The organism is Acidocella sp. C78 (genome assembly GCF_907164655.1).
The window spans coordinates 49,984-71,532 of record NZ_CAJQZK010000006.1 but is presented as its reverse complement, the minus strand read 5'-3'; the positions used below and the strand labels follow the sequence as shown (position 1 = coordinate 71,532).

Below are 21,549 nucleotides of genomic sequence, written 5' to 3'. Positions count from 1 at the left end.
GCGGCCGATGTCAACAGTCACCCCCTATCAGCATCGGGATTCCCCCATTATTATGATCGTCATGCGTGATATTCTCCTGATCCTGCTTGGTATCGACATGATCGCGGTGGTGGCCGTGCTGCTGGCGGGCGCCGTCGGCATGACCCGCGGCGCCGACCCGCGTCGGCAAAACCGCCTGATGCGCTGGCGCGTCGGCCTGCAGGCCGTCGCGGTCGCGCTCGTCGTCATCCTGATCGTGACCGGCTGACGCGCATGGCACAGCCTCGCGCCGTGCTGTTCGATGTATTTGGCACGCTGGTCGACTGGCGCGGCAGCGTCATCGCCGGGCTGACCGCTTTCGGCTCCGCCCGCGGCCGCAGCGCCGACTGGGCCGAGGTTGCCGATGCCTGGCGCCGGACCTATCGCCCCTCGATGGACCGGGTGCGCCGCGGCGCCATACCGTGGACGCTGCTCGATGACCTGCACCGCGATGCGATCGTCGATCTCGCCCGGCGGCATGGCTTCGGCCCGCTGGAGGACGCCGATTGCGAGCACCTGGTCAAATTGTGGCACCGGCTGGCGCCCTGGCCCGACACGGTCGCCGGGCTCACGCGGCTGCGGCAGGCGGCGATCATCGGTCCGCTGTCGAACGGGCATGTCGCGTTGCAGGTTTCGCTGGCGCGGCGAAACGGTTTTCCCTGGGATGTCACCTTCGGGTCTGACATTTTCCGCCACTACAAGCCCGATGCCGAGGTCTATCTCGGGGCCTGCGACTATCTCGGCCTCGCGCCGCACGAAGTGATGCTGGCTGCTGCGCACAATGATGACCTCGCCGCCGCGTCCAGCTTCGGCCTGCGGACGGCGTTCATCAGTCGTCCGCTCGAATTCGGCGCCGCCACGGGGGATCGCGCCAATCCGTCCGGGCCGTGGGAGATTGTCGTCAACTCGGTTGAGGCGCTGGCTGCCGAATTCGGCGTCTGACGCGGTTCAGCGCTCGTCCCGCAAGGCGCGGCCAAGCAGCCGGTGCATGCTGGCCTCCAGCGTGCTGCGCCCTCCGATCAGATCCGTCACCGCCTCCGTGACGGGCATTTCGCACCCGGCCGCCCGCGCGCGGGCGAGCAGTGCAGGAGCGGTCGCGAGGCCTTCGATCACGCCGCCCTCCGCTGCGGGGCGCTCGCCCCGGCCAAGGGCAAGCCCGGCGCGATAGTTCCGGCTGGCGCCGCCCGTCGCGGTCAGGATCAGGTCACCCAGCCCGGCGAGGCCCGAGATCGTCTCCGCAGCGCCGCCGATGGCCTCGGTGAGGCGGGCAATCTCGGCGAGACCGCGGGTGATCAGCGCCGCGCGCGCATTCTCGCCGAGTCCAGCGCCGATCACCGCGCCGGCGGCGATGGCGATGACGTTTTTCGCAGCCCCCCCGAGTGCTGCGCCGATCGGGTCCGCACTGCCATAGACGCGCAGGCGTGGTGTTGCGAGACGTTTGACGAGGTCGCGCCGGGCTACGGCATCCGTCATCGCCAGCACGGTGGCGGCCGGCAGGCCGGCGGCGATCTCGTGCGCGAAGTTCGGGCCCGTCAGGATCGCGCAGGGCCGTCGCGGCTCCAGTTCGGCGGCGATTTCCGGCCCCAGCGCGCCGGTTTCGCGCTCCACGCCCTTTGCGCAGAGAACCAGCGTGCCATCGCCTTGCGGCAGGCGGCCGATCGTTTCCCGCAAGTGCTGGAAGGGCACGGCGAGCAGCGTGACGGGTGCTTCGGGCGGCCGTGCCGCGATGGCGAGGCCGTCAGGCAGGCGGAGGCTGGGCAAATGCGGGCTCGTGCGTGTGGCCGCGAGCGCCGCGGCTTTCGCGGCATCGCGCGCGATCAGCGTCACCCGCAATCCCTGCGCGGCGTACAGCGCGGCGAGGGCGGCTCCCCAGGCTCCGGCACCGATCACCACGATCTCGGGATGCTGCGTCATCTCACGTCCTCTCCGGCAAGCCGAATGATGGCGGTGCTGGCCTCTTCCTCGCCCAGTGTGGCGCGCAACGCTTCCAGCACCGGGGATGCCGCGGCCTCGAATCCGTAGGGTGGATTGATCACCAGCAGGCCGCTGCCGTTCAGTCGCGCCGGGTCGAGCGCCGGGCGGATCAGCATTTCGCAGGCGATGACATCGGGGATGCCCCTGGCGGCGATGTCGGCCATGAAATCACGGACCGGCGCGCGATGCTTGACAGGATACCAGGCAGCGAAGACGCCGGTGGGGAATTTGCGCCGCCCGGCATCGAGCGTCCTCGCCAGCACGGCGAACTCGTCGGGGCGTTCGAAGGGCGGATCGATCAGCACGAGGGCGCGGCGCTCGGCGGGTGGCAGCAGCGCGGAGACGGCCTCGTAACCGTCGCGGGCGTGAACCTGTGCCGTCGGGTCGCCGCGGAACCGGCGTTTCAGCGCCGCCGCATCCTCGGGGTGAAGCTCGCAAAGGGCGAGGCGGTCACCGGGACGCAGCAGGGCGCGGGCGATGGCGGGTGAGCCCGGATAGGCAAGGCCCGGTGGCACCAGCGCGAGATAGTCGGCGAGGGCGGCGGGTGAGGCGGCGCGCAGCCTGCCGATTCCGCTTTCCCATTCGCTGGTGCGGCCGGCTTCGGGGCCGGCAAGATCGTAGGCGCCGAGTCCTGCATGGGTATCGAGCACGAAGAGCGGCTTCGCCTTGCGGGTCAGCGCGCGCAGCAGCAGGACCAGCAAGGCATGCTTCAGGCAATCGGCCGCATTGCCGGCATGATAGGCGTGGCGGTAATTCATCTCGTCCCGGCTGATAATCGCCCTCGGCGGGCCGCGCCAGAGCCTGGCATTTGACGGGTGGATTTTCCGGCCTATTTCTAGAGCACTCTCCGATCCATCCGGATCGGATGTAGTGCTCTATGATATTGATATTCAGAGCATCTTTATCCGATCAGATGATTCCATCTGATCGGATGATGCTCTAAGGCCCTGCCATTGAGCGACGCGGGTGGATCCGGCTGGCGGGGGACTGAGAGATTGAACGCGCCGGCTTCGGCCCCGGATTCGAGATCCGCCGGGTTCGAGGCTCGAACAAGGCTGGCACCAAGGAGTTTTCGATGACGCTGACCCGCCCACTGGCCCTGCCCGACGACATGGCTGGCGTGACGGTGCGACCCGAGACCGGCACTGATGCCGCCTTTGCCCTGCCGTCCTGGACCCTGACGGATCTCTATCGCGGGACCGAGGACCAGGCGATCGAGGCGGACCTGGCGCGACTTGAGGCCGATGCCGTCGCCTTCGCGGCAGCGCTGCGCGGAACTGTCGCCGGGCTTGACGGGGCGGGCCTCGCGGCGGCGATCGCGCGGTACGAGGCGATCGAGCAGGGGCTGGGACGGCTGCATACATTCGCGCAGCTCAATTTCAGCGCCGATGCCACGGTGCCGACCGCCGGGCCGTTCTACCAGTCGATCGCGGAACGGGCGACCGCGATTGGCGGAAATCTCGTTTTCTTCCCGCTCGAGATCAACCTGATCGACGACACTGCCTTTGAGGCGGCGCTCGCCGATCCCGCGCTCGCCCGGTATGCGCCGTGGCTGCGCGACCTGCGTGCGCTGCGCCCGCATCAGCTCTCCGGCGAGATAGAGCGGCTGCTGCTCGAAAAGGAAGTGACCGGCCATGCCGCCTGGTCCCGCCTGTTCGACGAGACGACAGCCGCCCTGCGGGTGCCGGTGGCCGGCGAGGAACTGACGCTGTCGGCCGCGCTCAACCGGCTGTCCGATGCGGACCGTGCCCGGCGCGAGGCCGCCGGCCGGGCGATCGGCGCAACACTGCAACGCAACTCGCGGCTCTTCGCCCAGATCCTCAACACGATCGCCAAGGACAAGGCGATCGAGGATGGCTGGCGGCGCTATCCCTCGCCCGAGGCGGCGCGCCATCTGGCGAACCGGGTCGAGCCCGAGGTGGTCGAGGCGCTGGTGACGGCGGTGACGGATGCCTATCCACGGCTGGCGCACCGCTACTACGCGCTGAAGGCCGGATGGCTGGGCCTTGAGCGGTTGCAGCACTGGGATCGCAACGCGCCGCTGCCGGGCGAGCCCGACCGGCGGATCGGCTGGCCCGAGGCCCGCGAGACGGTACTTGGCGCCTATGGCGCCTTCAGCCCCGAGATGCGCACGGTCGCCGCCCGGTTCTTCGACGGCGGCTGGATCGACGCCGTGCCCCGCCCCGGCAAGTCCGGCGGTGCGTTCGCCCATCCCGCCGTGCCGGATGTCCATCCCTATGTCCTGCTGAACTATCACGGCCGCACCCGGGACGTGATGACGCTGGCCCATGAGCTTGGCCACGGCGTGCACCAGGTGCTTGCCGCGCGCCAGGGCTATCTCATGGCGTCGACGCCGCTGACGCTTGCGGAAACCGCCAGCGTGTTCGGCGAGATGCTGACCTTCCGCGCGCTGCTCGATGCCGAGACCGACCCGCAGCGGCGGCGGCTGATGCTGGCGCAGAAGGTGGAGGACATGCTGAACACGGTGGTCCGGCAGATCGCCTTTCACCAGTTCGAACAGCGCCTGCATGCGGCACGGCGGCGCGGCGAGCTGCTGCCCGATGAGATCAGCGCCATCTGGCTCGCGGTGCAGCGTGAAAGCCTTGGTCCCGCCTTCGAATTTTCCGATGACTATCGGATGTTCTGGGCCTATGTGCCGCATTTCGTGCACTCGCCGTTCTATGTCTATGCCTACGCGTTCGGCGACTGTCTGGTGAACGCCCTGTATGGCGTCTACCATGATGCCGCGGCACGGGGTGAAGCGGCCGGATTCGTCGACCGCTATCTCGACATGCTGGCCGCGGGCGGCACCAGGCGGCATCGCGAGGTGCTGGCGCCGTTCGGCCTCGACGCATCGGACCCGGCCTTCTGGCGCCGTGGGCTCGATGTCATCGCCGGCTTCATCGACGAACTGGAACACTGAGGGAAACCGGGGATACATGGCCAACGAAGCGGATAATGGCGGCACGCTGTTCGGCGAAATCAGGCGCTTCGCACGCACGTCGGGGGCCGTCTCCGGCATTGCCGCGCGGGTGGCCGGCGAGCGGGTTTTCGGCATCCGCACCGATCGCGGACGCCACGCCGAAGACTTGAAGACCATCCTCGGCGGCCTCAAGGGGCCGATGATGAAGATCGCCCAGATCCTCAGCACCGTGCCGGACGCGCTGCCCGAGGAATATGCGCGGGAACTCGCGCAGTTGCAGGCCAACGCGCCGCCGATGGGCTGGGCGTTCGTCCGCCGCCGGATGACCGCCGAACTTGGCCCGGAGTGGGAACGAAAATTCCGTACGTTCGGTCGCGAGGCGGCGGCGGCGGCCAGTCTCGGCCAGGTCCACAAGGCCGAATTGCCGGATGGCCGCATCGTCGCCTGCAAGCTGCAATATCCGGATATGCCGAGCACGGTGGAATCCGATCTCCGGCAGCTGAAGCTCGCGATGGCCGTCTACAAGCGGATGGACAACGCGATCCACCAGGACGACATCTATGTCGAACTGGCGACGCGGCTGCGCGAGGAGCTCGACTACACACGCGAGGCGGCGCAGGCACGGCTTTACGCGATCATGCTCGAGGGGCAGCCGGATATCGTCATTCCCGAACCGATCCCCGAATATTCCTCCCGCCGCCTGCTGACCATGACCTGGCTCGATGGCATCGGCATGCAGGCGTTTCTCGATACCGATCCCGACCAGGAGAGCCGCAACCGGGTCGCGCGCGCACTCTTCCGCGCCTGGTATGTCCCGTTCTACCGCTATGGCGTGATCCACGGCGATCCGCATCTGGGCAATTACCAGGTGAACGCCGCTGGCGGCATCAACCTGCTCGATTTCGGCGCCATCCGCGTGTTCGGCGCGCGCTTCGTTGCCGGCGTGATCGACCTTTTCCGGGCGATCCGCGATAGGGATGATGAGCTTGCCCATCATGCCTACACCTCCTGGGGGTTCACCGACATCACCCGCGAGAAGCTGGACGTGCTGAACGAATGGGCGCGCTTTCTCTACGAGCCGCTGATGCAGGACCGGGTGCGGGCGATCCAGGAGACCAACGACGTGACGTTCGGCCGCAGCGTTGCCGAAAAAGTGCATGAGGGGCTGAAGCGGACCGGCGGGGTTCGGCCGCCGCGCGAATTCGTGCTGATGGACCGCTCGGCGATCGGGCTCGGCAGCGTGTTCCTCCGGCTGCGGGCAGAGCTGAACTGGCACCAGCTGTTCCAGGAGACGGTTGCGGAATTCGATGCCGCATCGCTGGAGGCGCGGCAGGAGGCTGCCCTGGCCAGCGCCGGCGTGCCGAAGCCGCTCTGACCATGGCGATTCTTCAGCGCGGCCTGCGCGGCGGGCTTCTGGCACGGGCGTACAGGAAGATCCTGCACTCGTGGTATCTCAACGACCTTGCCTTCGACATCCGCCTCGCGGCCAAGCGGGAAGCGGTGGATTATGTGATGACACACATGCAGGCGGCGATGATGCTGCGCGACCGGTTCGACCTGTTGCGCTTCGCCCTGTCGCGTGCGCCGGAACATGGTCTCGTGCTCGAATTCGGGGTCGAGAAAGGGTTGTCGGTCAACTGCCTGGCGCGGGCGACGCAGCGCACGGTGCACGGGTTCGATTCCTTCGAAGGCCTGCCGGAGGACTGGGCTGGCACCGCCTCGGCCCGCGGCGCCTTCGACCGGCGCGGTGCGCTGCCGAAAGTGCCGGCCAATGTGCGCCTGCATGTCGGCTGGTTCGACGCGACACTGCCCGCTTTCCTGGCGGAGACGGTGGAGCCGGTCGCGCTGCTGCATATCGACTGCGACATCTATTCCTCGACGAAAACCGTGTTCGATCTGCTGTCCGACCGCATCCGCTCCGGCACGGTCATCGTGTTCGACGAGTATTTCAACTATCCCGGCTGGCGGCAGCACGAATACAAGGCGTTCCACGAATTCTGCGCCGGGGGCGGGCGGAGCTATCGCTATCTCGGCTATGCCGGCGAGAAGGGGCATGTCGCGGTCATCATGACCTGACCATGATGGTCAGGCGGCGTGACGCCAGATGGCCAGCCGCGCCGCGCCGTGGGCGCGTTCGGCGAGCACGGAAAGGTCGGCCGGCGGGGGGTCGGCCTTGCCGAATTCGGCGGCGATCAGCGCGCCAGGGGCGAGCCATCCGGCCTCGGCGAGTGCCCGGACCGCCCGTGGCACGAGGCCCTTGCCATAGGGTGGGTCCAGCAGGATGAGGCCATGCGGCGTGCCACGGGGCGGGGCAAGTATGTCGGCGCTGACGATCCGGCTGCGATCCGCCGCACGGCATGCGGCGACATTGCGGTGAAGTGCCGCGATCGCCGCGCGATCCTGCTCGATGAAAGTGGCGACTGCCGCGCCGCGCGACAGGGCTTCAAGCCCAAGCGCGCCGGAGCCGGCGAAGGCATCCAGCACCGACTGATCGGCGACAGCGCCCTCCGCCCAGGGCGCGTGGAGAAGGATGTCGAACAGCGCCTGCTTCACCCGCCCGGAGGTTGGCCGCGTGATGACGCCCTCCGGCACGGCAAGGGCACGTCCCCGCCAGGCTCCGGCGATGATCCGCGGGCCGCTCATCAACCGGCTTTCGGCAATTGCTCGCGGAGCACCTTGGGGTTGACCTCCGCGACCGCGCCGCGTGGCAGGTTGCCGAGCTGGAATGGGCCATAGGCGATGCGGATGAGACGGGTCGTGTCCAGCCCGAGAGCCGCCATCACCTTGCGGATTTCACGATTTTTGCCTTCGTTGAGACCAACCGACAGCCAGGAATTCGAACCCTTGGTGGAGTCGATTTCAGCCGCGATCGGGCCAAATCGCACGCCGTCGACCACGAGGCCGCCTTTCAGCGCCGCGAGCCGCGCCGGGTCGATGGTGCCATGCACCCGCACGCGATAGCGGCGCAGCCAGCCGGTCGCCGGCAGTTCGAGCTGGCGGGCGAGAGCGCCATCATTGGTGAGCAGGAGAAGGCCCTCGCTGTTCAGATCGAGCCGGCCGATGCTCACCACGCGGGGCAGTTCGGCGGGCATCCGCTCGAAGATTGTGGGCCGGCCCTCGGGATCGCGATGCGTGGTCAGCAGACCCGCCGGCTTGTGGTAGCGCCAGAGCCGGGTGCGCGCCGGGGCTGCCACCGGCGTGCCGTCGACAAGCACGATATCGCCGGCCGCGATGAAGGTTGCCGGGTGCAGAACCTTGGCGCCGTTCAGCGAGATCCGCCCGGCCTCGATCATGCGTTCGGCGTCCCGGCGGCTGGCGATACCGGCACGAGCCAGAAATTTCGCAATCCTCTCGCCACGTTCGCCATTTTCCGGATCCGTCATCGCGCCGCCTCGACAAAGGCTTCCAGCAGGCGTCGGTCGCCCGGGTCGATCAGAAATTCCGGATGCCACTGCACGCCGAGGCAGAACCGGTGCGTTGCCGATTCCACCCCCTCGATCACGCCGTCCGGCGCCAGCGCATTGACGGTGAGGCGTGGGCCGGGCGTGCGCACCGCCTGGTGATGCGCCGAGTTCACCAGCATCGTGGCTGTGCCGACAATGGCGGCAAGGCGGGTTCCGGGCGTTATGGCGATTTCGTGCCCGGGCTTGTTGCGCGGGTTGGGCTGCTCGTGGAGCAGAGCGTCGGGCACCGAATCGGGAATATGCTGGATGAGCGTCCCGCCGAGGGCCACAGCTAGCAGCTGCTCGCCGCCGCAAATACCCAGAACCGGCATGTCGCGGGCGAGCGCGCCGCCGATCAGCGCGGCCTCCGCCGCGGTGCGGCCCTCCTTCAGCGTCACGGTTTCATGCCGCCCGGCTTCGCCGTAGAGCGTGGGGTCGACATCGAACGCGCCGCCGGTAACCACCAATGCCGAAATCGCATCCAGCATGTCCGGCGCCAGCTCCGCCCGGTGCGGCAAGGCCACGGGCACACCGCCGCAATCGGCGATCGCATCCATATAGTTGGCGCGCAGGGCATACCAGGGGAATTTCGAGTAGCCGCCAGGCTGCTCAGCATCCAGCGTCAGTCCGATCAGGGGACGGTTTTTCATGGGCAGAGCTAGACCTCATCCCGCCCTCAAGGCAAGAGAGCGGATGTGACCCCGATGCGCCAAGCCCTCGCCGAGGCCGAGGCCGCCGCTCGCCGCGGCGAAGTGCCGGTCGGCGCAGTCGTCGTCGATGCCGCGGGCGCCGTGCTCGCTGCCGCCGGCAACGAGGTGGAGGCACGCGCCGATCCGACCGCGCATGCCGAGCTGCTGGCGCTCAGGGCGGCGGCGCAGCGGCGTGGTGGGAAATTTCTGCAGGGTTGCCGGCTTTATGTGACCCTTGAGCCTTGCCCGCTCTGCGCCGCCGCGATTTCGCTGTTCCGCATCCAGCGCCTGATCTTCGGCGCCTATGATCCGAAATCCGGTGGAGTCGAGCACGGGCCACGGGTTTTCGCTCAATCCTCCTGCCATCATCGGCCGGAGGTGATTGGCGGCGTCGGGGAGACGGCAGCCGCGTCATTATTGCAACAATTTTTTCGGGAGCGACGCGACTCGGCAAATTCTGCCGAGTGTTAACCGAACAGTTACTCTGTTGAGCGATGTTGATCCTGCGACAAAAAGTCGTAACCGCAGGATGGATATATGCAGTTCAACAACTGGCTGCGTCGGGACTCAAAATCAGGGTCCCACGGCCGATGAAACAGCTGATTGCGAACCTGAAGGCACTTGGCCCGGTGAAACTGGGTGCCATGGGTGCGGTGGCGGTTGCTGTGCTGGGGCTGATGGCAGCGCTGGTGCTGACCGGCGGGCCGTCCCCGTCGGCAACGCTGTATTCGGGTCTCGGCCTCAAGGATGCCGGCCAGATCACCGCGACACTGAAGGCTGCACATATCCCGTATGCGATCGGGGAGGGGGGGCATAGCGTCCTCGTGACGCCCGCCCAGCTCGACGAGGCACGGCTGCTGCTGGCGCAACACAACCTTCCGGCGGGTTCATCCGATGGTTTCGCCATATTCGATCACAAGAACCCCCTCCTTGGCTCCAGTTTTCTGAACCGGATCGACGAAACCCGCGCCCTCGATTCGGAGCTTGAGCGAACAATCGACCTGATCCATGGCGTGTCGGCATCCCGCGTGCAGGTTGTGCTGCCAAGACGGGACGAATTCAGTCTCAGCACGGCGCCGGCGCAGGCGAGTGTCATGCTCTCGCTGGCTGGCGCCGCACCGCTCGATCATGAAAGTGTCGATGCTATTCTCAACCTCGTGGCCTCGGCGGTTCCGGGGCTCAAGCCGACCAACATATCGATCGTCGACAACCGGGGCGATCTGCTTGCCCAGGCCGGACGCACCGATGACTCCCTGCTCAACGCCCGCGATGCGGCGCTGAAGCGCTCGACCGAACGCCAGTTGTCGGACGCGGTGCGGTCGATGTTGGCCGCCGTCGTCGGGCCGAACGCGGTGCGGGTTGTTACTGCCGTCTCGATGGATTTCGACCGCAGCGACCAGACCTCGACCACCTACGATCCGAACGGACAGGTCGTGCGCAGCCAGGAGCAGACGCGCTCGAAGAGCTCGCGCAGCAACGGGGCGAACAAGACCGTTTCCGTTTCGAACAACCTGCCTGGTGCCCAGGCGAAGAGTTCGTCGCCGACGCGGCTGGATACGCAAAGCAAGTCGACGCAGACAACGAATTACGAGATCAGCCAGAGCGTGAAACATATCGTGCACGCGACACCGCAGATCACCCGGATCAGCGTTGCCGTTATGCTTGATGAAGTGCCGACCAAGGGGGCCAAGGGGCAAGTGACTTGGAAACCCCGCACGGCCGCGCAGATCGCGCAGATCCGCGACCTCGTCAAAACCGCCATCGGGTACAACAAGGCGCGTGGCGATGTCGTCGACGTCCAGTCGCTGCAGTTTGCGCCGAACCAGCTACCGGCGGTGCACGCGCCGTCGTTCCTCGACCGGTTCCTTTCGAGCGGATTGCTGATGCCGTTGCTGCGCCTGGTTCTGGCGGCCGGCGTTGCCATCGCGGCACTGCTGGTGGTGTTCAAGCCGATGGTCCGCCGAATTCTTGAACCGGCCGTGGTCGCGATCGAACAACAATCGGCGGCGGATGGCGATCAAGTTGCGGCCATTGCGGGCCCGGCCGGCGTTGAGGAGACCAACCCGGTGAAGGTGATTGCCGACCTGATCGAGCGGCATCCCGACGCGAGCGTAGCTGTGCTGCGTGACTGGATCGGCCAGGAACCGGTGCAATGAGCGAGACGGATGAGCTCCAGCTCAAGGGGCCTGCGCGCGCGGCGGCGCTGATTCTTGCCCTGGGCGAGGAAGCCGGCGGAAAGCTGATGGCGATGCTCAATGACGACGAGCTGCGCGAGGTGTCGCGCGCCATGGTAGCCCTTCGTTCGGTGCCCGCGACGACCATTGAGGCGCTCTGCCTTGAATTTGCCGGGCGAATGGGGCGGACTTCGGGTGTATCGGGCTCGGCGGAGCTGGCCGAGAGGCTGCTGCGCAAGATGATCCCGCCAGGCAGGGTCGACCAAATTCTTGAGGATATCCACGGGCCGGCGGGAAAGAACATCTGGGACAAGCTCGGCAAGGTGAACGAGTCGGTCCTGTCCGATTATCTCTGCCATGAACACCCGCAGACGGCGGCAATGGTTCTGTCCCGGGTGACAGCCGAGCATGCCGCCCGGGTCATCGCATTGCTGCCGGAACCTCTGGCGATCGAGGTGATCGAGCGGATGCTGACGATCGAAGGGCTGCAGCGCGAAGCGGTCGATGATGTCGAGCGGACCCTGAAGGTCGACTTCATGGTCAACCTCGCCTCGAGCATTCAGCGCGACCCCCACGAGAAGCTCGCAGAAATCTTCAACTCCTTCGATCGTACCGTCGAGAGCCGCATGTTCAGCGCGCTGGAAAGCCGGAATCAGGAAGCCGCAAGCCGCATCCGCTCGCTGATGTTTACCTTCGAGGATCTCATCCGCCTCGCGCCGCGCGACATCCAGACCGTCCTGCGCTCGGTCGACAGTGACATCATGCCGCTTGCCCTGAAGGGGGCTTCGGAAAAGATCCGCGACCTGTTCATGAGCAACATGACCGAACGCGCCGCGAAGATGCTGCGCGAGGATATCGAGGCACTTGGTCCCGTCAGGCTGCGGGATGTCGATGCTGCACAACTCACGATCGTGAATACCGCCAAGGAACTCGCAGCCCAGGGCGAAATCGAGATCGGTACCGGAAAGGAAGACGACCTTGTCATCTGACATCACTGAGCCGACCCCCAACGGGCAGACCTTGTCGGATCTGCAACTCGCCCCCGTTTCCCGCCGACCGGCAGGTGAGGGCGGCGACTCCCAGCGTCCGAATCGTGATCTGGAAGCGGTTTACGACATCCCCGTGCTTGTCAGCGCCGTTCTGGGGCGGTCGACCATGCAGGTCAGCCAGTTGCTCAAGCTGGGTCGCGGCGCCGTTGTCGAGCTTGACCGCAAGGCGGGCGACCCGATCGACATCTTTGTCAACAACCGCCTGATTGCCCGCGGCGAGGTCGTGATGCTGGATGAAACCAAGCTTGGCATCACGATGACCGAAATCGTCAAGTCCGACCGTAACGGGTAAGACGGCCATGCGGGTTCTCATCATCGGTTCCCTGTCGGGTGAACTCGGCGTCGCGGCGCGGATTGCCGCCGCCCGCGGTGCGACGCTTTCCCAGGCGGAGACCATCGATGCGGCCCTGCACAGCCTGCGTACGGATGCACGAACCGACCTCATTATCTGCGATGTCGCACATAATCTGGGCGATCTGATGAAGCGGCTGGCGGCCGAGCGGTTTACCACAACAGTGGTCGCAGCCGGCGCCGAGGATGACGAGGATGCAGCGGTTGATGCAATCCGTGCCGGAGCGCGGGAGTATTTGCCTCTGCCGCCGGATTCCGACCTCATCGCGGCCATTCTGTCGGCAGTTTCGGCAGAGCAGCAGGGTGAGTTCATTGCGCGCGATCCGGCCATGCGGGCGGTTCTGGCCCAGGCGGATCAGGTGGCGCAGTCCACCGCGTCGATCCTGATTACCGGCGAGAGCGGCACCGGCAAGGAGGTGCTGGCGCACTACATCCATGGCCGCTCACGGCGCAGCAAGGGGCCTTTCGTGGCTCTCAACTGCGCCGCGATCCCCGACACGCTCCTGGAATCGGAGCTGTTCGGTCATGAAAAAGGGGCTTTCTCAGGTGCCGTCGCGCGGCGCGCCGGCAAGTTCGAGGCGGCTGATCGCGGCACCCTTCTGCTTGACGAGATCGGCGAGATGGATGTGCGCCTGCAGGCCAAGCTGTTGCGCACGTTGCAGGAACGAACGGTCGATCGCCTGGGTGGCGACCGCCCGGTGCCGGTGGACGTGCGTATCCTCGCCGCCACGAATGCCGACCTTGGTGCCGCGATTGCGGATGGCCGTTTCCGCGAGGATCTGTTCTTTCGTCTCAATGTCGTCGCCCTGCGGATTCCGCCGCTGCGTGAGCGTCCGGGTGATATTGCGCCGCTCGCGCATCATTTCGTCGCGCATTATGCCCGGTTGAACGAGGCGGGGGTGAAGCACCTGAGCAGCCGCGCGGTGGAGCGGCTGATTGCCCATTCGTGGCGCGGCAATGTGCGCGAGCTTGAAAACATCATGCACCGTGCGGTGCTGCTGTCACCGGGGCCGATGATCGATGTCGAGCATATCGGACTCTCCGGTGAAGCGAGAGAGCCGCCGGGCATGAATGAAGCCGGCGAAGCCCGTTCGTCCGGTGGCACGATCGGCGCGCTGGTCGGGCGGCGGGTCGAGGATGTCGAACAGGCGCTGATCCTGGAGACGTTGAACCGCTGCCTCGGCAATCGCACGCATGCGGCAACCATTCTGGGCATCTCCATCCGCGCGCTGCGCAACAAGCTGCGTGACTATGCCGCGCGCGGCGCCGATGTTCCGGCGCCGCATAACGGTGTTGCCGCCTGATGGCCGCGACGGACATCGCGACCCTGCGGGGGCGTCTGCAGGAAATCCGGATCGGCACCGATATCGGTCTCGCGATCGGAGTGGTGTGCATCATCACCATCCTGATCGTGCCGCTGCCGCCCTTCCTGCTCGATACCGGCCTGTCGCTGTCCTTTACCGGCAGCATCCTCGTGCTCATGGTCGCGCTGTTCATCCGCCGGCCGATCGATTTCACGAGCTTTCCGACAGTCCTCCTGCTGACGACGCTGCTTCGCCTCTCGCTCGACATCGCGGCGACACGCGAAATTCTCTCGCATGGTAATGAAGGCCCCGAAGCCGCCGGCCACGTCATCGCGGCGTTCGGCGGCTTCCTCATGGGGGGGGACCTGCTGATCGGGCTGATCGTCTTTGCGATCCTGATCGTGGTGAATTTCATCGTGATCACGAAGGGTTCAACCCGCATCGCCGAGGTCGCGGCGCGGTTCACCCTGGATGGCATTCCCGGCAAGCAGATGGCGATCGACGCCGAGCTCAATTCCGGCGCGATCAACGAAGTGACAGCCCGCCGCAAACGTGCGGACCTGGAGCAGGAGAGCGGCTTTTACGGCGCGATGGACGGTGCCGCGAAATTCGTGCGCGGCGACGCGATCGCGGCGCTGATCATCACCTCGATCAATATCGTTGGCGGCTTTGCCATTGGCGTCGTGCAGCGCGGCATGTCCGTGCATGACGCGGCATCGGCATTCACCACCCTCTCGATCGGTGAGGGGCTGGTGTCGCAGATCCCGGCGCTGCTGGTTTCGGTGGCCGCTGGTATCGTGGTGACCAAAGGCAGCGCTGAAGGCACCGCGGATGCGGCGCTGGTGGCCCAGCTCAGCCGCTCGCACAAGCCGCTCGCGATCGCATCGGCAGGTGCTTTCGTGCTCGCAATCCTGCCGGGGCTGCCGTTCATCCCGTTTCTCGCCTTGTCCGGCCTTGCGGGATGGGGGGCCTATTACCGTTGGAAGAATCCGCCGCCGTCCGGCCATGAGGAGGCGACGCCGGAACCCGCCATTCCGGCGGAGCCGCCGATTACCGATGCGCTGAAGATCGACCAGATCAGGCTTGAACTCGGCTATGCGCTGCTTGTGCTGGCGGGTGGCGACACGCCCCGCCTGACCGAGCAGATCAAGGCGCTGCGCAGGGCCATTGCCACCGAAATGGGCTTCATCCTGCCGCCGGTGCGGATTCAGGACAACATGCAACTGGCCGCAACGACCTATTCCGTGCGGATCAAGGAGATCGAGGCGGCATCCGGCGTTCTGCAGCCGACCCGGTTGCTGGCAATGACGCCTTCGGGGACCCTGCCGGAACTGCCAGGCGACCCGACCACGGAGCCTGCCTTCAACTTGCCGGCGATCTGGATCGATCAGGTCGACCGTGAACGGGCGATCGGTCTCGGCTGCACCGTGGTCGACCCGGCAAGCGTGCTGACCACGCATCTGACAGAGGTGGTCAAGGACAACATGGCCGAGATGCTCTCCTTCGCCGAAACCCAGAAGCTGCTCGACGATCTGCCGCGTGAACAGCAGCGTCTGGTTACCGACCTCATCCCGACTCATTTCTCCGTCGGCGGGGTGCAGCGCGTGCTGCAAGCCCTGCTGGCCGAGCGTGTATCGATCCGCGATCTCCCGACAATCCTCGAGGGCATTCACGAGGCGGTCTCGATGCAGTTGCGGGCGATCCCGGTCATTGCCGCGCATGTCCGCACCCGCCTCGCTCGCCAGCTCACAGACGCCCATACCGGCATGCACGGATATGTGCCGCTCGTGATTATCGGCCCGGAATGGGAAACCGAGCTCAGCGAGGCGCTGGTGGGGCCTGCGGAGGCGCGGCAGCTTTCGCTTCCGCCAAACCGGCTGACCGAGTTCACCCGCCGGCTCGCCCAGGTTTTCGAGGCCGCTGGCGCCGAGGGCGAGACGCCCGTGCTGCTCACCAGTCCGCAACTTCGCGCCCATGTGCGGGCGATCCTCGAACGTATCCGCCCGTCCACCCCGGTGCTTGCCCAGACCGAAATTTTCCCGCGCGCGCGCATCAGAACCGTTGGAGCGATTTGAATGAAAGTCAAAGTGATCAGGTCGGCCTCCATGCGCGAGGCATTCGCCGAGGCCCATCGCCTCCTCGGTCCCGATGCGCTGATCCTCGACAGCCGCCGGCGCGGACGCGAGTTCGAAATCACCGTCGCACTCGATCCTGAAGTGCCGCAGGATGCGGCCAATCCCTGGCGGCAGGCGCTATCGTTTCACGGCGTGCCGGCCGAGATCGCGACTGCGTGGGCGGATCAGTCACCGGACGAAGCCGTCTCGGGCGCCTTTGCCTTCGGCAAGCTTGATTTCGATCGGCCGCTGATCATCGCCGGGCCGCCGGGCGCCGGCAAGACGATGACAACGGTAAAACTCGCCACGCGCTTTACACTCTCCGGCATCCGGCCGACCGTGATCAACGCCGATCAGAACCGCGCGGGGGCCTCTGCCCAGCTGGCGGCGCTTTGTCGGATCCTGCGGGCCGAATTCATCGACACTGCGGCAAATACCAAGGCCATCCGGCGGCGGCCGGCCGCGCTGCGGCCGACACTGATCGATCTGCCGGGCATGGATCCGTTCGACAACGCGGAGATGGACACACTCCGTTCGATGGCAGAGGAGGTTGGCGGCACCGTGGCGCTGGTGCTGCCGGCCGGCCTCGATGCGACCGACAGCGTCGAGATCGCCTCGCGGTTTCATGAGGCGGGTGCAACCTCGCTGATCCCGACCCGGCTCGACATATCCCGCCGTCTCGGCGGCCTGGTGGCGACGGCCGGGGCCGTGCCCCTCACCTTGACCGAGGCCGGAACCTCCGGCCGCGTCAGCGATGCGCTTGAGCCTGTAACTCCCGCCTTCATCGTCGAGCGCCTGCTCGCCGCCAGCACCGCCAGCGACGCTGTTGCTCATGCGGCCTGAGCCCGTCTTTCTCCGCCCCGCCGGCATGTCTGCTCTCAATGACCGCGCGCAGCGTCATCCCGTGACGCCAGCGCCGCACCGGCAGCCGCGCCTGATCGCCATTGCCTCGGGAAAGGGCGGCGTTGGCAAAACCTGGCTTACCCTCTCGCTGGCGCAGGCGATGAGCGCACGCGGGGCGCGTATTCTGGTTCTCGACGCTGATTTTGGGCTCGCCAATGCCGATATCCAGATCGGTCATCTCGCCGAGTCCGATATCGGGGCGCTTCTGCGCAACGAGGCCTCACTGGCGGATAGCGTTGTCACGGTCGGGCAGGGCGGGTTCGATCTCCTGGCGGGAGAGGCGGGCTCGGGCACTTTCTCCGGCATCGAGCCGGCGGTGATCGAGCGCCTTGTTCGCAATCTGCTCGACGCGAGGGCCAGATACGACATCGTCCTGCTCGACCTTGGCACAGGCGTCGAGCCTGCATCGCGCCATCTCGCGGCGCTGGCCGACACGCTGGTTCTGATCTCGACCGGCGATCCGGCGAGTTTGACCGATGGATATGCCGTTCTCAAGCTGCTCCAGCGCGATCGGGCGGAGCGTGGCGCGCCCGTGGACGCGCGGATCGTGATCAACCAGATCGAGACCGAACGCGCCGGCCGAAGGGCTCATGCCGCTCTGGCGCGTGCCGCCCGCGGCTTCCTGCGCCTTGATCCTCCGCTGCTCGGCATCATCCAGCGGGACGAGAATATCGGTGAGGCGATCCGCGGCCAGCGTCTGTTTCTCTCCGAATTCCCGCAATCCCCCACCGCGGCGGCCCTGCAGTCGATTGCCCGTCGGCTGCTCGCGAAATAGGGCCGGGTGTTCAGGAGTGTTGTTCGCCGGGCCCTGAACCGCCGCGGGCCATCGGATGATGGTCTTCCATGAGTTTTTGCAGTCGCGCCGCGAGCACATGCGTATAGATTTGTGTTGTCGAGATGTCGGCATGGCCGAGCAGCGTCTGCAGGCTCCGCAAATCCGCGCCGTGGGCGAGAAGATGGGTCGCAAAGGCATGGCGCAGGGCGTGCGGCGAAAGCCGGCCGGGATCGATCCCGGCGGCGAGCGCGACCCGCTTCAGCAGACGCGCGAAGGCCTGTCGGGTCATCGGCATTCCTTTGCGGCGGCCGGGAAAGAGGTAGCGCGCCGGCCGCTCGGGATTGGTGTCCAGCAATTTCCTCGCCGCGTCCCGTGCGGCTTCGGAAAGTGGCACGATCCGCTCGCGTCCGCCCTTGCCGCGGATCAGCAGCATGTTGCCATCCTGCGGCAGCGCATTGGCGGGCAGGGCCAGCATTTCTGAAATCCGCATCCCCGTCGCATACAGAATTTCCAGCCCCGCCTCGGCCACCCGCCCCGAGGTGCCGGAGAGAGCAGCCGCCGCAGCGAGCAGCGCGCTCACTTCCGCTTCGGTGATCGTGTTTGGAAGCGTCCGCGGCTGCTTCGGCGAGGATGTGAGGGCGGTGGGGTCGTCGGGGCGCTGCCCGTCGCGCAGCAGGAAGCGCTGGAACTGCCGCAGCGCCGAGAGGCGCCGCGCCTGGGTCCGGGCGGAGAGGCCTGCCGCGGCCAGGCTCGCGAGATAGTCGGTCACGATCGCGGCATCAGCGGCGGCCGGTCCGCTGCCGTGCGCGGTGCAGAATGCCGCGAAATCGGCGAGATCGGCCTGATAGGCGAGAACGGTGTTCTGCGCCGCCCGCGCTCGGCAACCATCGATTCGAGGAAAGCTTCGATATGCCGCTCTAGTGCCATGCGGATTTTGTGGTAATCCGCGCAACGATGTCCGACAAGAGTTTTCATGCCGCTGGCGTGCCCGGCGCTTATCGAGGGTGCAGCATCGTGCTGATCGGGCTGATGGGCGCGGGGAAATCGGCGGTGGGCCGGAGGCTGGCGGCGCGGCTCCAGCTGCCGTTCCACGACTCCGATGCCGAAATCGAGGCGGTTTCGGGCAAGACGGTTGCCGAGATCTTCGCAACCGAAGGCGAGGCAGCTTTTCGCTCCCGCGAACGGGAAGTGATTGCCCGCCTGCTCGGCGGTTCACCAGTCGTGCTCGCGACCGGTGGGGGCGCTTTCATGGACCCGGACACCCGCGTTGTGATCGCGGCGCGAGCGGTCTCGGTGTGGCTGCGCGCGACCATCGGCGTCTTGCTTGGCCGGGTGCGCGGCCGGACCCACCGGCCACTGCTCAATCAGGGCGACCCTGGCGAAATTCTGTCGCGGCTTTCCGCGCTGCGCGGGCCGGTCTATGCCGGAGCCGACATCATCGTTGACAGCACCGAGGACTCGCCGGACATGACCACGCAGACCGTTGCCGCCGCCCTTGCCCGCCACGCGCCGGCGCAGACAGTGCGGATCGACCTGCCCGACGCCGGCTATGACGTCGTGATCGGCCGCGGCTTGCTCGATGGCGCGGGCGCCCGCCTTGCCGGGGCGCTGCCGGCGCGCCGTGCCGTGGTGGTCACCGATGCCAATGTCGCGCAGACCCATTTGCCGCGGCTTGAGCGCGCGCTCGACGATGCGGGCTTCATCCATGAGCGGCTCATCGTTCCGCCCGGCGAGGGATCGAAGAGCCTTGCGCGTTTCGCCGCGCTGGTCGAGGACATTCTCGCGCTGCAGCCCGAACGGCAGACCGCGATCATAGCGCTCGGCGGCGGTGTCATGGGCGATCTCGCCGGGTTCGCTGCGGCGAGCGTGCTGCGCGGGCTGCCTTTTGCGCAGATCCCGACCTCGCTGCTCGCCCAAGTGGATTCCAGCGTCGGCGGCAAGACTGGCGTGAATTCACGTCATGGCAAGAACCTTGTCGGTGCGTTTCACCAGCCCCGCCTCGTGATCATCGACAGCGATACGCTGGCGACCCTGCCGCGCCGGGAGGCCGCCGCCGGCTATGCGGAAATCGTCAAGGCGGGGTTGATCGCCGATCCCGCGCTGTACGACTGGTGCGAGACGCATGGCGCGGCGCTGCTCGGGGGCGATCAGGGCTTGCAGGAAGAGGCGATCGCCCGCGCCGTCGCCTTCAAGGCACGGGTGGTAATGGCCGACCCGCGTGAGCAGGCGAAGCAGGACGGCCGCGCGCTGCTCAATCTCGGCCACACTTTCGCCCACGCCTTCGAAGCAGAGACCGGCTATGGCACGGCGCTGCTGCATGGCGAAGCGGTGGCGATCGGCCTGGTCTGCGCGTTCGATCTTTCGGCCCGGCTCGGCCATTGCGATGCGGCGATCGCGCCGCGCATCGCCGCGCATCTGCAAGCGGTCGGCCTGCCGCACCGGATCGGCGGCTGGAGCGCCAATGCGCTGCTCGGCCATATGCAGCGTGACAAGAAGATGCGCGATGGCAGGCTTGCCTTCGTGCTGGCCCGCGGCATCGGTGGCGCGTTCACCAGCCGCGAGGTGCCGGTGGAGGCGGTTCGGGCGACGCTGATCGCCTGCGGCGCGGGCTGATCAGCGCCGATGTATACCCCGCCGGCCTTCGCCGAGGATGATCCGGCGGTCATCGCCGGCATCATCCGCGCCTGTCGCCTGCCGATCCTGGTGACGGCGGGCGCGGCGGGGCTGGAGGCGACGCATCTCCCGCTGTTCCATCGCACCGATCCGGCGCCTCACGGCACGCTGGTCGGGCATCTTGCCCGCGCCAACCGCCAGTGGCAGGCGCTGCGCGATGGCGCGCCGACGATGGCGATTTTCCAGGCACATGATTTCTACGTCTCGCCCGGCTGGTATGCGACCAAGCGGGAGACTGGCCGTGTCGTGCCGACCTGGAATTACGAGGCGGTGCATGCGCGCGGGCCGGTGGAGATCGTCGAGGATGCGGTGCTGCTGCGCCAGATCGTGGCGACTCTGACCGACCGCGAGGAGGCATCGCAGCCCGTGCCGTGGCTTGTGGATGATGCGCCGGACGACTTCATCGTCGCCCAGCTGAAGGGGATCGTCGGGCTCGTGATGCGGATCGACTCCGTGATCGCGAAGCGCAAGCTCAGCCAGAACCGCCCGCCGGCCGATCGCGCCGGCGTGATTGCCGCGCTCGCCGCATCCGGCCGCGACGAGGAGGCGACGCTCATGCGGGAGCGGGAGGCAGCGGCGGATCGACCTGGCCCAGAACCCAGCCCTCGACCGCGCGGATGATGGCCGAATCGCCCGGAAGCCCCGTCTCCGTGCCATCTGGCGCCCCATCGATCACCCGGACCAGCCCCAGCACGCCAAGCAGGGAGTCGAATGCATCCTCGCCCTCAGGTGCGGCGCCGAATCCATCGTCTATCCGGGCGATCAACTCCGGCACGGGATCGTGACGCCAAGCGGTGAAATAGGCGTGCAGGGCAGGGGCGAGGCTCGACCGGTCCGATTGTCGACGCTTGCTCCCGGCCAGTCTGAGGCCGGTCTGCACCATGGCTTCGGCGGGATAGGTCTCGGCAACGGCGATACCATCCGGTGCGAGCAGGTTGTGAAACGCTCCGGCAAAGGGCCAGAGGCGCAGTGTGAGCCCCTGTGCCAGGGCGGGCAGCAGGCAATCCCGCCAGCCTGAAATGGCCGCCTTGCCGCACTGGTTGGCCCCATCGTCCAGAACAGTGGCGCGCCGGCCGGCCGCCGCGCGGTCCGGCAATCGACCGCGCGGCGCAGCGAAGCCGCGTCGTCCAGCCCAAGCGCGGCCGCGAGGCGGGCCATC

21 protein-coding genes and 1 pseudogene are annotated in these 21,549 nt (G+C 66.9%); 15 read left to right on the top strand and 7 right to left on the bottom strand.

Annotated features, from left to right (window positions below):
• Positions 1 to 7: 7 nt before the first annotated feature.
• Entirely contained in the window at positions 8 to 247 is a 240-nt protein-coding gene (locus ACIDOCELLA78_RS000000102200; protein WP_249675403.1) for a twin transmembrane helix small protein, read from the top strand.
• 5 nt (positions 248 to 252) lie between these two features.
• A complete protein-coding gene (locus ACIDOCELLA78_RS000000102195; protein ID WP_201728194.1) occupies positions 253 to 960 on the top strand; it encodes a haloacid dehalogenase type II in 708 nt (235 codons plus the stop codon).
• 6 nt (positions 961 to 966) lie between these two features.
• Here the strand turns inward: ACIDOCELLA78_RS000000102195 and ACIDOCELLA78_RS000000102190 are convergent, their stop codons facing one another.
• Positions 967 to 1,932: an NAD(P)H-dependent glycerol-3-phosphate dehydrogenase gene (locus ACIDOCELLA78_RS000000102190; RefSeq protein WP_201728193.1), complete on the bottom strand. Its 966-nt coding sequence runs from the start codon at positions 1,930 to 1,932 to the stop codon at positions 967 to 969.
• The gene (locus ACIDOCELLA78_RS000000102185; protein ID WP_201728192.1) at positions 1,929 to 2,750 is read right to left on the bottom strand and encodes a 23S rRNA (adenine(2030)-N(6))-methyltransferase RlmJ; all 822 of its coding nucleotides are present in this window, start codon (positions 2,748 to 2,750) and stop codon (positions 1,929 to 1,931) included. The genes ACIDOCELLA78_RS000000102190 and ACIDOCELLA78_RS000000102185 overlap by 4 nt, the downstream gene beginning before the upstream one ends.
• Before the next feature lie 317 nt (positions 2,751 to 3,067).
• Between ACIDOCELLA78_RS000000102185 and ACIDOCELLA78_RS000000102180 the strand changes: the two genes are divergently transcribed.
• The 3 genes from ACIDOCELLA78_RS000000102180 to ACIDOCELLA78_RS000000102170 are packed head-to-tail and all read left to right on the top strand — an operon-like array spanning position 3,068 to position 6,991.
• Positions 3,068 to 4,915 carry a M3 family oligoendopeptidase gene (locus ACIDOCELLA78_RS000000102180; protein ID WP_201728191.1) on the top strand — a complete coding sequence of 616 codons (1,848 nt, stop codon included), beginning with the start codon at positions 3,068 to 3,070 and terminating at the stop codon, positions 4,913 to 4,915.
• A 16-nt stretch (positions 4,916 to 4,931) separates the two neighbouring features.
• The gene (locus tag ACIDOCELLA78_RS000000102175; protein WP_201728190.1) at positions 4,932 to 6,290 is read left to right on the top strand and encodes an AarF/ABC1/UbiB kinase family protein; all 1,359 of its coding nucleotides are present in this window, start codon (positions 4,932 to 4,934) and stop codon (positions 6,288 to 6,290) included.
• A gap of 2 nt (positions 6,291 to 6,292) precedes the next feature.
• Positions 6,293 to 6,991, top strand: a complete 699-nt coding sequence (locus ACIDOCELLA78_RS000000102170) for a class I SAM-dependent methyltransferase (protein ID WP_201728189.1) — start codon at positions 6,293 to 6,295, stop codon at positions 6,989 to 6,991.
• 9 nt (positions 6,992 to 7,000) lie between these two features.
• Here the strand turns inward: ACIDOCELLA78_RS000000102170 and rsmD are convergent, their stop codons facing one another.
• From rsmD to ACIDOCELLA78_RS000000102155, 3 genes are read right to left on the bottom strand one after another with little or no spacing between them, the layout of a single operon-like run.
• On the bottom strand, positions 7,001 to 7,558 hold the full coding sequence (gene rsmD, locus ACIDOCELLA78_RS000000102165) for a 16S rRNA (guanine(966)-N(2))-methyltransferase RsmD (RefSeq protein ID WP_201728188.1): 558 nt from the start codon (positions 7,556 to 7,558) through the stop codon (positions 7,001 to 7,003).
• The gene (locus ACIDOCELLA78_RS000000102160; RefSeq protein ID WP_201728187.1) at positions 7,558 to 8,298 is read right to left on the bottom strand and encodes a pseudouridine synthase; all 741 of its coding nucleotides are present in this window, start codon (positions 8,296 to 8,298) and stop codon (positions 7,558 to 7,560) included. The genes rsmD and ACIDOCELLA78_RS000000102160 overlap by 1 nt, the downstream gene beginning before the upstream one ends.
• The gene (locus ACIDOCELLA78_RS000000102155; RefSeq protein ID WP_201728186.1) at positions 8,295 to 9,008 is read right to left on the bottom strand and encodes a gamma-glutamyl-gamma-aminobutyrate hydrolase family protein; all 714 of its coding nucleotides are present in this window, start codon (positions 9,006 to 9,008) and stop codon (positions 8,295 to 8,297) included. The genes ACIDOCELLA78_RS000000102160 and ACIDOCELLA78_RS000000102155 overlap by 4 nt, the downstream gene beginning before the upstream one ends.
• Before the next feature lie 54 nt (positions 9,009 to 9,062).
• Between ACIDOCELLA78_RS000000102155 and ACIDOCELLA78_RS000000102150 the strand changes: the two genes are divergently transcribed.
• From ACIDOCELLA78_RS000000102150 to ACIDOCELLA78_RS000000102115, 8 genes are all read left to right on the top strand, one after another.
• On the top strand, positions 9,063 to 9,518 hold the full coding sequence (locus tag ACIDOCELLA78_RS000000102150) for a nucleoside deaminase (RefSeq protein ID WP_201728223.1): 456 nt from the start codon (positions 9,063 to 9,065) through the stop codon (positions 9,516 to 9,518).
• Positions 9,519 to 9,637: 119 nt separating this feature from the next.
• The gene (fliF, locus tag ACIDOCELLA78_RS000000102145; RefSeq protein ID WP_201728185.1) at positions 9,638 to 11,203 is read left to right on the top strand and encodes a flagellar basal-body MS-ring/collar protein FliF; all 1,566 of its coding nucleotides are present in this window, start codon (positions 9,638 to 9,640) and stop codon (positions 11,201 to 11,203) included.
• Positions 11,200 to 12,210, top strand: a complete 1,011-nt coding sequence (locus tag ACIDOCELLA78_RS000000102140; RefSeq protein ID WP_201728184.1) for a flagellar motor switch protein FliG — start codon at positions 11,200 to 11,202, stop codon at positions 12,208 to 12,210. The genes fliF and ACIDOCELLA78_RS000000102140 overlap by 4 nt, the downstream gene beginning before the upstream one ends.
• Before the next feature lie 40 nt (positions 12,211 to 12,250).
• The gene (fliN, locus tag ACIDOCELLA78_RS000000102135) at positions 12,251 to 12,562 is read left to right on the top strand and encodes a flagellar motor switch protein FliN (protein ID WP_374223238.1); all 312 of its coding nucleotides are present in this window, start codon (positions 12,251 to 12,253) and stop codon (positions 12,560 to 12,562) included.
• 7 nt (positions 12,563 to 12,569) lie between these two features.
• Positions 12,570 to 13,925, top strand: a complete 1,356-nt coding sequence (locus ACIDOCELLA78_RS000000102130; protein WP_201728182.1) for a sigma-54 dependent transcriptional regulator — start codon at positions 12,570 to 12,572, stop codon at positions 13,923 to 13,925.
• On the top strand, positions 13,925 to 16,000 hold the full coding sequence (gene flhA / locus ACIDOCELLA78_RS000000102125) for a flagellar biosynthesis protein FlhA (protein WP_201728181.1): 2,076 nt from the start codon (positions 13,925 to 13,927) through the stop codon (positions 15,998 to 16,000). The genes ACIDOCELLA78_RS000000102130 and flhA overlap by 1 nt, the downstream gene beginning before the upstream one ends.
• Positions 16,001 to 16,030: 30 nt before the next feature.
• Positions 16,031 to 16,882, top strand: coding sequence for a GTP-binding protein (locus ACIDOCELLA78_RS000000102120; RefSeq protein WP_249675400.1), 852 nt, complete (start codon positions 16,031 to 16,033; stop codon positions 16,880 to 16,882).
• A 25-nt stretch (positions 16,883 to 16,907) separates the two neighbouring features.
• On the top strand, positions 16,908 to 17,717 hold the full coding sequence (locus ACIDOCELLA78_RS000000102115) for an AAA family ATPase (protein ID WP_249675397.1): 810 nt from the start codon (positions 16,908 to 16,910) through the stop codon (positions 17,715 to 17,717).
• Positions 17,718 to 17,727: 10 nt separating this feature from the next.
• On the opposite strand, the pseudogene ACIDOCELLA78_RS000000102110 reads toward ACIDOCELLA78_RS000000102115, so the two are convergent.
• Positions 17,728 to 18,692: pseudogene (locus tag ACIDOCELLA78_RS000000102110) on the bottom strand (tyrosine recombinase).
• Here ACIDOCELLA78_RS000000102110 and aroB point away from each other — a divergent pair.
• Positions 18,672 to 20,330 carry a 3-dehydroquinate synthase gene (gene aroB, locus ACIDOCELLA78_RS000000102105; RefSeq protein ID WP_201728179.1) on the top strand — a complete coding sequence of 553 codons (1,659 nt, stop codon included), beginning with the start codon at positions 18,672 to 18,674 and terminating at the stop codon, positions 20,328 to 20,330. The pseudogene ACIDOCELLA78_RS000000102110 and the gene aroB overlap by 21 nt on opposite strands.
• 9 nt (positions 20,331 to 20,339) lie before the next feature.
• A complete protein-coding gene (locus tag ACIDOCELLA78_RS000000102100) occupies positions 20,340 to 21,011 on the top strand; it encodes an FMN-binding negative transcriptional regulator (protein ID WP_201728178.1) in 672 nt (223 codons plus the stop codon).
• Here ACIDOCELLA78_RS000000102100 and ACIDOCELLA78_RS000000102095 read toward each other — a convergent pair.
• Positions 20,944 to 21,486 (bottom strand): hypothetical protein, encoded by a 543-nt coding sequence (locus tag ACIDOCELLA78_RS000000102095; RefSeq protein ID WP_249675391.1) that lies wholly within the window; start codon positions 21,484 to 21,486, stop codon positions 20,944 to 20,946. The two genes, ACIDOCELLA78_RS000000102100 and ACIDOCELLA78_RS000000102095, sit on opposite strands and share 68 nt — an antisense overlap.
• Between the last annotated feature and the right edge of the window lie 63 nt (positions 21,487 to 21,549).

Bases quoted from the DNA above. Each gene is read 5' to 3' on its own strand.
- ACIDOCELLA78_RS000000102200 (WP_249675403.1), top strand. From the start codon at position 8: ATGTCAACAGTCACCCCCTATCAGCATCGGGATTCCCCCATTATTATG.
- ACIDOCELLA78_RS000000102195 (WP_201728194.1), top strand. From the start codon at position 253: ATGGCACAGCCTCGCGCCGTGCTGTTCGATGTATTTGGCACGCTGGTC.
- ACIDOCELLA78_RS000000102190 (WP_201728193.1), bottom strand. From the start codon at position 1,932: ATGACGCAGCATCCCGAGATCGTGGTGATCGGTGCCGGAGCCTGGGGA.
- ACIDOCELLA78_RS000000102185 (WP_201728192.1), bottom strand. From the start codon at position 2,750: ATGAATTACCGCCACGCCTATCATGCCGGCAATGCGGCCGATTGCCTG.
- ACIDOCELLA78_RS000000102180 (WP_201728191.1), top strand. From the start codon at position 3,068: ATGACGCTGACCCGCCCACTGGCCCTGCCCGACGACATGGCTGGCGTG.
- ACIDOCELLA78_RS000000102175 (WP_201728190.1), top strand. From the start codon at position 4,932: ATGGCCAACGAAGCGGATAATGGCGGCACGCTGTTCGGCGAAATCAGG.
- ACIDOCELLA78_RS000000102170 (WP_201728189.1), top strand. From the start codon at position 6,293: ATGGCGATTCTTCAGCGCGGCCTGCGCGGCGGGCTTCTGGCACGGGCG.
- rsmD (WP_201728188.1), bottom strand. From the start codon at position 7,558: ATGAGCGGCCCGCGGATCATCGCCGGAGCCTGGCGGGGACGTGCCCTT.
- ACIDOCELLA78_RS000000102160 (WP_201728187.1), bottom strand. From the start codon at position 8,298: ATGACGGATCCGGAAAATGGCGAACGTGGCGAGAGGATTGCGAAATTT.
- ACIDOCELLA78_RS000000102155 (WP_201728186.1), bottom strand. From the start codon at position 9,008: ATGAAAAACCGTCCCCTGATCGGACTGACGCTGGATGCTGAGCAGCCT.
- ACIDOCELLA78_RS000000102150 (WP_201728223.1), top strand. From the start codon at position 9,063: ATGCGCCAAGCCCTCGCCGAGGCCGAGGCCGCCGCTCGCCGCGGCGAA.
- fliF (WP_201728185.1), top strand. From the start codon at position 9,638: ATGAAACAGCTGATTGCGAACCTGAAGGCACTTGGCCCGGTGAAACTG.
- ACIDOCELLA78_RS000000102140 (WP_201728184.1), top strand. From the start codon at position 11,200: ATGAGCGAGACGGATGAGCTCCAGCTCAAGGGGCCTGCGCGCGCGGCG.
- ACIDOCELLA78_RS000000102130 (WP_201728182.1), top strand. From the start codon at position 12,570: ATGCGGGTTCTCATCATCGGTTCCCTGTCGGGTGAACTCGGCGTCGCG.
- flhA (WP_201728181.1), top strand. From the start codon at position 13,925: ATGGCCGCGACGGACATCGCGACCCTGCGGGGGCGTCTGCAGGAAATC.
- ACIDOCELLA78_RS000000102120 (WP_249675400.1), top strand. From the start codon at position 16,031: ATGCGCGAGGCATTCGCCGAGGCCCATCGCCTCCTCGGTCCCGATGCG.
- ACIDOCELLA78_RS000000102115 (WP_249675397.1), top strand. From the start codon at position 16,908: ATGTCTGCTCTCAATGACCGCGCGCAGCGTCATCCCGTGACGCCAGCG.
- aroB (WP_201728179.1), top strand. From the start codon at position 18,672: ATGTCCGACAAGAGTTTTCATGCCGCTGGCGTGCCCGGCGCTTATCGA.
- ACIDOCELLA78_RS000000102100 (WP_201728178.1), top strand. From the start codon at position 20,340: ATGTATACCCCGCCGGCCTTCGCCGAGGATGATCCGGCGGTCATCGCC.